The sequence below is a fragment of the Nocardia jejuensis NBRC 103114 genome, from assembly GCF_001613145.1.
GTDB classification, from domain to species: Bacteria; Actinomycetota; Actinomycetes; order Mycobacteriales; family Mycobacteriaceae; genus Nocardia; species Nocardia jejuensis.
In genome coordinates this window covers 39,074-45,649 of record NZ_BDBU01000065.1, presented here as the reverse complement: position 1 = coordinate 45,649, position 6,576 = coordinate 39,074, and the positions used below count along the sequence as shown (strand labels likewise).

The window sequence follows — 6,576 nt, the reverse complement described above, 5'->3', positions numbered from 1 at the left end:
CCGACCCCGCCTGCAGCCCGTGATCCACGACGAGCGCGTCCACGACCCCGGCCTCGACCACGGCCGTGGCCGTCAACGCCAGCGAATCCGCACCGCCGGACACCCCGACAGCCACCGCGTCTCCCCGCGACACGTACCGACCCAGCCACTCCCGCACCGCGTGCCGCATCTGCAGCGCGGCACGCGTCTCGGGCAGCGTGGGACGGTCACTCACGCCTCCGATCGTTCCACGGGTGCCGCACCTCGCGTATCGCCGACGGGTCCGAGTGGCCGTCGAGGCAGGATCTGCGCGGACGACCTCGCCACAATCGATCAGCAGTGCGAGGTCGATTCCGGACGGACAGGTCCGAAGACACGACTAGCCCTGCTGACCGAACCGCCCTCGTGAATCATCCAGGCCACGAAGGGTTTCCGGCGGCATCGGCCGACCGTCGCCCTCAGCCCAGGACGCGGGTGACCCAGCGCTGCGGTTCGGAGATCTCGTCGGTGCGGGGCAGGGTTTCCGCGTCGGTCCACACCACGTTGAAGTGGTCCATGCCGACGGTGTTCACGACCTCGTCGACGAAGGCCTTGCCGCGCACGTACTGCGCGACCTTCGCGTCCATGCCCAGCAACGCGCGCAGCAGCCGCTGCACGGGGTTGGCGGGCCGCTTGCGGCGCTGATCGAAGGCCGAACGGATGCGGGCCACCGAGGGCACCACGGCGGGGCCGACGGCGTCCATGACGTGATCGGCATGCCCCTCGAGCAGGGTGCCGAGCATGAGCAGCCGGTCCAGCGCCTCGCGCTGCGGCTCGGCCTGGGTCGCGCGCAGCAGCCCGATCACCCCGCCGGCCGGATCCTCGACCCCGCGGCGACGTTCCTTCACCGCCTCCACCAGCCGCCCGAGCATGTCCGACATCGGCTCGTCGCCCGCGTCACCGAGGGTCTCGACATTGGTCTGCATGTACTCCGCGAGCCAGGGCGCCGAGGAGAACTGCACCCGGTGGGTGACCTCGTGCAGGCATACCCAGAGCCGAAAGTCGCTGGGCGACACCCCGAGTGCGCGTTCCACCGCCATGATGTTCGGCGCGACCAGCAGCAGTGTCCCGTCGGGTCCGGTGAACGGGTCGTACTGGCCGAGGATGGCCGTGGACAGGAAGGCCAGCATGGCCCCGGCCTGCAGCCCGGCGGGCTTCCCGGCGAAGCGGCCCTTGCCGTCCGGCGCCGCTCCGGTGCCGGTGAGTTCGGCCATGGAGTCGGCGGCGGCCCGGATCCAGCCTGGCCGGTCCACCACGCGCGCGGCGGGTACCACACCGTCGTCCAGCAGGCCGCTGACCTCGCGCACCGGCCCCTCGGCCTTGATCGAGGCGTGCGCGAGCTCGAGGACCGCCTGCTGGGCGGCGGCCCGCGAGGTCTTCGGCCCGGAGGGCACCAGGGCCGAACCGGTCCGGGCGGCGAGCTTCCAGTCGACGGATCCGGTGAGCCCACTCGCGGGTTTGCGGGTCAGCTCACCGGTCTCGGCGTTCACCAGTACCTGCTCTCGGCCATGGTGATCACCGGTTCCCTTGGTGTCCGAATGATTTTCGGGTCCGGTCATGTTCATCCACCCGTCAGGAGCATCCACAATTGCGCAGCGCGGCGGCGACGGCATCCAACGCGGGACGGCTCACCTCGGGTGGCCGTTCGTTCGACATGAGCGCGAAGGTCAGTACGCGCCCGTCCCGGTCCAGCACATATCCGACCAACGCACTCGCCACGGAAAGAGTTCCGGTCTTGGCCCGCACCCACCCGGCGCCGTCGTGGTCACGCACGGTGTATCGGGTGGCCAGCGAGCCGGTTCCGCCCGCCACCGGCAGGTAGTCGAGCATGGCGCCCAGCGGTGAGCCCGCGGCGTCGCTCGAGGTCGAGTTGCCCTGCGCAGCAGCCATATTCGGCAGGGCCGCGACGGTGAGAATGCGGTTCAGCAGGCGCGGCGGAATCCGGTCGTCGGTGGAGAGACCGCTGTTGTCGAGCATGGTCACCCCCGTCGTGTCGAAGCCCGCCGCCTTGAGAGTCGTCATCACCGCGGTGACCGCGCCGGTGAAGGAGGCATCGTTGCCGGTGGCCAGCGCGAGCTCGCGCCCGACCGCCTCGGCGAGCAGATTGTCCGAGTGCAGCATCATGTCCAGCAGCCTGGTGCGCAGCGGCGCGGACTGCACCGCGGCGACCTTGGTGGCCCCGGGGGCCGCGGTCCCGGCCTTCACCCGCGCGGGATCCAGGCCGAGCTCGGTGGCCAGCGCACGGCCGGTGTCCAGGGCGGGGGTGGCGGTGCGCGGCGAGTAGTCCCACAGCTGGCCCAGGCGGCCGCCGTCGATCATGACCGGCTCCATCGGCGCGATCGACCCGTCGCCGATGTCGACCGGATCCCACCCCGGCGCCATGGTCGGACCGGAGAAGGCCGAGGTGTCCACCACGACCGAATCGAACTTGCGGCCGGTGGCCTTGATCTGCGACACCAGATCCGAGAGCTTGGGGGCATCGGTGTAATAGCCCTTGCCGTCCGGCGCGGCGGTCAGCGTCGGATCGCCCGCGCCGACCAGCACCAGTTCGCTCGGCGTCGCACCGGAGACCACCTTGGTGGTGATCCGATGGTCGGCGGGCAGGCCGAGCAGCGCCGCCGAGGTGACGAGCACCTTCGCGGTCGAGGACGGGATCATCGGCTTGTCCGGATCGATGCCCCACAGGACGTTTCCGGAATCGCCGTCCGCCACCGACGCGGCGAACGCGCCCAGATCCGGGCTGCCCGCCACCGGCGTGAGCGAGGCGGTCAGACCGTTCGCGCTCGGCACGGGCGCGGTGACCGGAGCCGGAACGACCTGCGGCAGCGCCTTCACGGGTGCGGGCGGTGCGGCGATCGTCAAGCCTCCGTGCCGGAATTCCTCCGTCCACGGCTTCACCGTCAGCAGTACCGCGGCGCCCGCGACAACCACCACGACCAGTGCCGATGTCACCACGATCCAGGTTCTGCGCCGCCGCCGGGCCTCCAGGCCACCGATGTTCTGCTTGTTCCGACCTGCCACGTGCCGCTGTCTCCCTGATACCTGTGGTGGGGCTGGATCCCTGTGTGGGGTTGGCCCGGGCGTCCCTGCCCGACCCACTCCCCCGGCGTCCACACTATCCTCGTTGCGCAGTCGTTCCCCCGAACGAGCTGGCGAGTCGGCAGCCATACCGCCCACCCAAGAAGGAGATGACGTGGAGTTCGACGTCACCATCGAGATCCCCCGGGGTCAGCGCAACAAGTACGAGGTAGACCACGAGACCGGGCGAGTGCGGCTGGACCGCTACCTGTACACCCCGATGATGTACCCGGCCGACTACGGCTACATCGAGAACACCCTGGGCGGCGACGGCGATCCGCTGGACTGCATGGTGCTGCTGCCCGAGCCGGTGTTCCCGGGCGTGCTCGTCGAGGCCCGTCCGGTCGGCGTGCTCATCATGAGCGATGAGGCCGGCACCGACGAGAAGCTCGTCGCGGTCCCCAACAAGGACAAGCGCTGGGATCACATCCAGGATGTCGAGGACATTCCGGAGTTCCAGCGCAAGGAGATCGCGCACTTCTTCGAGCGCTACAAGGACCTGGAGCCGGGCAAGTGGGTCAAGGTCGACGGCTGGGAAGGCCGAGAGAAGGCCGAGACCCTGGTCGTCGAGGCGTACCAGCGCCTGAAGGATCAGGGCGGGCACTGAGTGAGTCGGTGACTCGACATCCGCACTGAGTCGGTGACTCGAGATCCGTACTGAGTCGGTGACTCGACATCCGCACTGAGTCGGTGACTCGACATCCGCACTGAGTCTGCACTGAGTCGGTGAAACGAAAGAGTGGGTGGCGCGGACATTTCCGCGCCACCCACTCTTTTCGTTATGGGGTCAGGACAGGTAGAGGTCCCAGTTGCCCGAGTAGTCCTGCTCGCACTGCCAGTAGTAGTACGGGGTGTACGCACTGTCCACGATGGCCTGGCCGGCCCCGGAACAGGCGGCCCGGCTGTAGTAGGTGCCCTCGTACACGTCGGCGGACGCGATCGCCTGGCCTCCGGCGACGACTCCCGCCGCGAGCAGTCCGGCGGCCACGATGGTCTTGATGCGCATGTGTTTCTCCTCGTCGGTGAGCGGCCCTCCCACAAGCCGCTCGGCGTTCTTCTGAAAACGACAGTAGGAGAGCGACACTCGCCGCACAGCCCACCCAGGGGTGAGGACCGGGACACCCTGTGAGGGACAAGATCACCCGCGAGGGGTGGGCTCCGGCTACCCCGAGGGGTGGCCCCCGGCTATTCCGCGGCACCGAGTCCGGCGGTGGTGCGCAGGGGCACCTCGCGCCAGAACAGCACCAGTACCAGCGCCACCAGCGTGACCGCGGAGGTGGTCAGGAACACCGTGGACAGCGACTCGGCGAAACCGGCCTGGAACGGTCGGGCCAGCACCGGATTCAGCTGCTGGATGACCGAACTGTCGCCGAGCACGCGCTGCGCGGCGGAGGTGTCGCCGCTCAGCAGGCCGTGCGCCAGCGCCTGGTCCGCCGGATTGCCGTCGGACGTCGCGTGCAGCAGCACGTTGCGGAACTCGGGGTCCTCGCCGGCCGCCACCAGCTCCGAGCGAATGTTCGGCGTGAGCCTGGTGAACAGGATCGACAGGAACACCGCCGCACCCAGCGTGCCGCCGATCTGGCGGAAGAAGGTCGCCGAGGCGGTCGAGACGCCCATGTCCTTGGGCGGCAACGCATTCTGCAGCGCCACGATGAGCGGCTGCATCAGATTGCCCAGCCCGAACCCGACGCACAGCATGAACAGCGCCACGATCGGGAACGCGGTGTCCGCGCGCAGGTAGTGCAGCAGGAACAACCCGAGTGTGATCATGGCCGCGCCGAGCACGGTGTAGACCTTGTAATGCCCGGTGCGCGAGATCAATTGGCCGGACACGATCGAGCCGATCATCATGCCCAGGACCATGGGCATCATCTGCAGACCGCCGAGCATCGGGCTCGCTCCGCGAACCGCCTGCAAATACTGCGGCAGCAGCAGGATTCCGCCGAACATACCCGCGCCCACCACGAACGAGATGATCACGCCCAGCGCGAAGGTGCGGTTCGCGAAGATCCGCAGTGGAATCAGCGCGGCATCCCCCAGGGCCGCCTCCGCCGCCACGAAACCGGCGATGCCGAGCACGGCGATGACGTAGCAGGTGATCGATCCGGCACTGCCCCAACCCCATTCGCGACCCTGCTCGGCAACGATCAACAGCGGGGTGATCCCGATAGCCAGCGCCAGCGCTCCCCAGTAATCCACGCGATCCCTGGACTTCTCCCGGGCCGGCAGATGCAGCACCCGGGTCACCACGGCCAGGGTGAACAGCCCGATCGGCACATTGACCAGGAACACCCAGCGCCAGCCGGAGATCCCGAGAATGCTGTCCTGGCCCGCGAAGAGCCCGCCGAGCACCGGCCCGACCACGCTGGAGGTGCCGAATACCGCCAGGAAGTAACCCTGATACCTGGCCCTCTCCCGCGGGCTCACGATATCGCCGACGATGGTGAGCGCCAGCGACATCAGCCCGCCCGCGCCCAACCCCTGCACGGCGCGGAAGGCCGCCAGCTCGTACATGGTCTGCGCGAAACTGCACAGCAGCGATCCGATCAGGAAGATCGAGATGGCGGCGAGGTAGAAGGGCTTGCGCCCGTACATATCCGAGAGTTTGCCGTACAGCGGCGTGGCCAGCGTGGCGGTGATCAGATACGCGGTCGTCGCCCACACCTGCAGCGCGTACCCGTCCAGATCATCGGCAATGGTGCGAATGGCCGTGGACACGATGGTCTGATCCAGCGCGGCGAGCAGAATCCCGAGCAGCAGCCCACTCAGGATCACCAGAATCTGCCGGTGCGTGAACCCGTCCTCGCCCGCCGACTCGGTCACCTCGGATGTAGCCATGGTCAACCTCCGGTCCCCCGGCCCACGATAGGCCGGTAACCGAAGCCACGCAGCCCTTTCCACGACCGATCCCGGCCACACCACCACCCGGCAACCCAACGAGACCGCCTGCACAACAGGCGGTCTCGGCCCCTGGGGAGTGGGAGTGGCTGCGGACAAGCCCCACTCCGCGCCACCTGGGGGCGAGGCCACCCCGGCTACACACCGACGGTGGCGTGACCAACCGACCGGCAATGGCAAAGCTGCCGGTCGGTCGGCATGCCAACGCGGCTGCTCGACCCCTCGTGGCAACGCGGCCCGGCGACCCAGTATGGCGACGCGGCCGGGCAACCCAGCGTGGCAACGCGGCCGGGCAACCCAGCGTGGCAACGCGGCCGGGCAACCCAGCGTGGCAACGCGGCCGGGCAACCCAGCGTGGTGTCGCGGCCGGGCAACCCAGCGTGGCGTCGCGGCCGAGCGACCCAGCACGGCAACGCAGCCGGGCAACCCAGCGTGGCAACGCAGCCGAGCGACCCAGCACGGCAACGCAGCCGAGCAACCGGCGGTAGTGACGCTGCCGGGCCACCGGCGGTGGCGACACCACTCGGCTACGGGCCGCTGACGCGAACCCCCTGCGCCCCTGGGGTTTCAGGGGCGAAGCCC

Annotated in this window: 5 protein-coding genes and 1 pseudogene; 1 reads left to right on the top strand and 5 read right to left on the bottom strand. The window is 69.1% G+C overall.

The window, feature by feature from the left end:
* The 3 genes and pseudogenes from NJ1_RS35515 to dacB all read right to left on the bottom strand — a co-directional run.
* Positions 1–169: pseudogene (locus NJ1_RS35515) on the bottom strand (tRNA lysidine(34) synthetase TilS); the annotation flags it as partial.
* A gap of 268 nt (positions 170–437) precedes the next feature.
* Entirely contained in the window at positions 438–1,577 is a 1,140-nt protein-coding gene (locus NJ1_RS35510) for a zinc-dependent metalloprotease (RefSeq protein ID WP_084479196.1), read from the bottom strand.
* Between the two features lie 13 nt (positions 1,578–1,590).
* Positions 1,591–3,039: a D-alanyl-D-alanine carboxypeptidase/D-alanyl-D-alanine endopeptidase gene (gene dacB, locus NJ1_RS35505; RefSeq protein ID WP_245717725.1), complete on the bottom strand. Its 1,449-nt coding sequence runs from the start codon at positions 3,037–3,039 to the stop codon at positions 1,591–1,593.
* 172 nt (positions 3,040–3,211) lie between these two features.
* Between dacB and ppa the strand changes: the two genes are divergently transcribed.
* A complete protein-coding gene (gene ppa, locus NJ1_RS35500) occupies positions 3,212–3,703 on the top strand; it encodes an inorganic diphosphatase (RefSeq protein WP_067703952.1) in 492 nt (163 codons plus the stop codon).
* Positions 3,704–3,883: 180 nt separating this feature from the next.
* On the opposite strand, the gene NJ1_RS35495 is transcribed toward ppa, so the two are convergent.
* The gene (locus tag NJ1_RS35495; protein ID WP_067703984.1) at positions 3,884–4,102 is read right to left on the bottom strand and encodes a hypothetical protein; all 219 of its coding nucleotides are present in this window, start codon (positions 4,100–4,102) and stop codon (positions 3,884–3,886) included.
* A 179-nt stretch (positions 4,103–4,281) separates the two neighbouring features.
* Positions 4,282–5,934 (bottom strand): MDR family MFS transporter, encoded by a 1,653-nt coding sequence (locus tag NJ1_RS35490; protein WP_067703981.1) that lies wholly within the window; start codon positions 5,932–5,934, stop codon positions 4,282–4,284.
* Between the last annotated feature and the right edge of the window lie 642 nt (positions 5,935–6,576).

What these genes read in the sequence shown, in the direction of transcription:
- NJ1_RS35490 (WP_067703981.1), bottom strand. Translation starts at nt 5,934, where the DNA reads ATGGCTACATCCGAGGTGACCGAGTCGGCGGGCGAGGACGGGTTCACG.
- NJ1_RS35495 (WP_067703984.1), bottom strand. Translation starts at nt 4,102, where the DNA reads ATGCGCATCAAGACCATCGTGGCCGCCGGACTGCTCGCGGCGGGAGTC.
- NJ1_RS35510 (WP_084479196.1), bottom strand. Translation starts at nt 1,577, where the DNA reads ATGACCGGACCCGAAAATCATTCGGACACCAAGGGAACCGGTGATCAC.